Source organism: Micromonospora halophytica, from assembly GCF_900090245.1.
In the GTDB taxonomy this organism is placed as follows: Bacteria; Actinomycetota; Actinomycetes; order Mycobacteriales; family Micromonosporaceae; genus Micromonospora; species Micromonospora halophytica.
This window is the reverse complement of the sequence record NZ_FMDN01000061.1, coordinates 1-1,897: the sequence shown is the minus strand read 5'-3', so window position 1 is coordinate 1,897 and position 1,897 is coordinate 1. Positions and strand designations below refer to the sequence as shown.

1 protein-coding gene is annotated in these 1,897 nt (G+C 76.4%); it reads left to right on the top strand.

Annotated features, from left to right (window positions below; genetic code table 11):
* Positions 1–1,897, top strand: a 1,897-nt coding sequence (locus tag GA0070560_RS27970) for a beta-ketoacyl reductase (RefSeq protein WP_139131642.1), incomplete at both ends; no start/stop codon positions are given.

Genomic DNA, 1,897 nt, shown 5'->3' with positions numbered 1-1,897 from the left:
CGGCTGCACGTCGCCGGCGCACCGATCGACTGGGCCGCGGTGCTGCCCGCCGGCCACCCGGCCGACCTGCCCACCTACCCCTTCCAGCGGCGGCGCTACTGGCTCGACGCGGCACGCCCCACCGCCGGCCCGGCCCAGGTGCTGCACCGCGTCGCCTGGCACCCCGTCACCACACCGGCCCGTCCGTCGCTGCGCGGCACCTGGCTGGTCGTCGGCGACGGCCCCGCGTGGGTGGACCAGGCGCTGACCGACCACGGCGCGCACGTCGTCCGCGTGGACGCGGTCACCCCGGAATCGGTGCGCGAGACCGGTGACGTCGCCGCTGTGGTGAGTCTGCTCGACGACCCCGCGGCCTGGCTGTCGCTGTTCCAGTCGATCGAAGCTCCCCTGTGGACCGTGACGTCGGGTGCGGTGTCCATCGGGCCCGACGACCCGCTGACCAACCCCGGCGCGGCCCAGCTGTGGGGACTCGGCCGGGTGGCCGCGCTGGAGCACCCGGCACGGATCGGCGGCCTCGTGGACGTGCCCACCGAGCCCGGACCGCGCACCGGCCGGCTGCTCGCCGCCGTGCTCACCGGCGACGAGGACCAGGTGGCCGTCCGCGGCGCCGCGGCCTACGGACTGCGACTTGAAGCTGTACCGGCCGGCCCGGCTGAGCCGTGGCGGCCGTCGGGGACGGTGCTGGTGACCGGCGGCACCGGCGCGCTCGGCCGGCACTGCTCGCGCTGGCTGCTGGCGAACGGCGCCGACCGCGTCGTGCTGATCAGCCGCAGCGGCCCCGGCGGGGCCGAGTCGGACCCGCGGGTCACCGTGGCCGCCTGCGACGCCGCGGATCGCGAGCAACTCGCCGCCCTGCTGGCCACGACCGAGATCGACGCCGTGGTGCACGCGGCCGGCGTGCTCGACGACGGCCTGCTGGACTCGCTCACCCCGGACCGCCTCCGCGCCGTGGCCCGGCACAAGGTCGACGCCGTGTGGCACCTGCACGAGCTGACCCGCGACCGGAACCTGTCCGCCTTCGTGCTCTTCTCCTCGCTGGCCGGGACGACGGGCTCGGCGGGTCAGGGCAACTACGCCGCGGCCAACGCCTTCCTCGACGCGTTCGCCGAACACCGGCGCGGCCTCGGACTCCCCGCCACCAGCATCGCCTGGGGGCCGTGGGCCGACGGCGGCATGGCCGACCGGGCCGCCGGTAACCTCTCCTGGGCCGGCCTCACCCCGCTCGCGCCGTCGGCAGCCCTCGACGCACTGGGCGAGGCGGTCGGGCGGAAACTCGCGACCGTCGTGGCGGTCCGCGCCGACTGGCCCCGCTTCGCCGCCGCCCTCGCCGAGGCACGGCCGAGCCACCTGCTCGACGTGCTGGCGCCGGCGGTGCCCGCACGCACGCCGGTCCGGCAGGGCCCGCGCACCCGGCACGAGCTGCTCGACCTGGTCCGGACGTCGGTCGCCGCCGTGCTCGGCCACGGGGACGGCGGCCGGCTCGATCCCGGGCGCGCCTTCCGTGACCTCGGCTTCACCTCGCTCAGCGCGGTCCGGCTACGCAACGTGCTGGCCGCGGCCACCGGGCTGACGCTGGACGCCACGGTCGTCTTCGACCACCCGAGCATGGACGCGCTGACCGGCCACCTGGCCTCGTTGCTGTTGGACTCGCCGGGTGCGGCGGAGACGACGGTGGTCCGGGTGGCCGCCGACGAGCCGGTGGCGATCGTCGGCATGGCCTGCCGGTTCCCCGGCGGCATCGCCGGCCCTGACGAGCTGTGGGAGCTGGTCGCTTCCGGTGCCGACGCGATCGGTGGGTTCCCGTCCGATCGGGGTTGGGACCTCGACGCGCTCTTCGACCCCGAGGGCGAGGCGCCGGGCACCTCGTACGTCCGGGAGGGTGGGTTCCTGGACGACG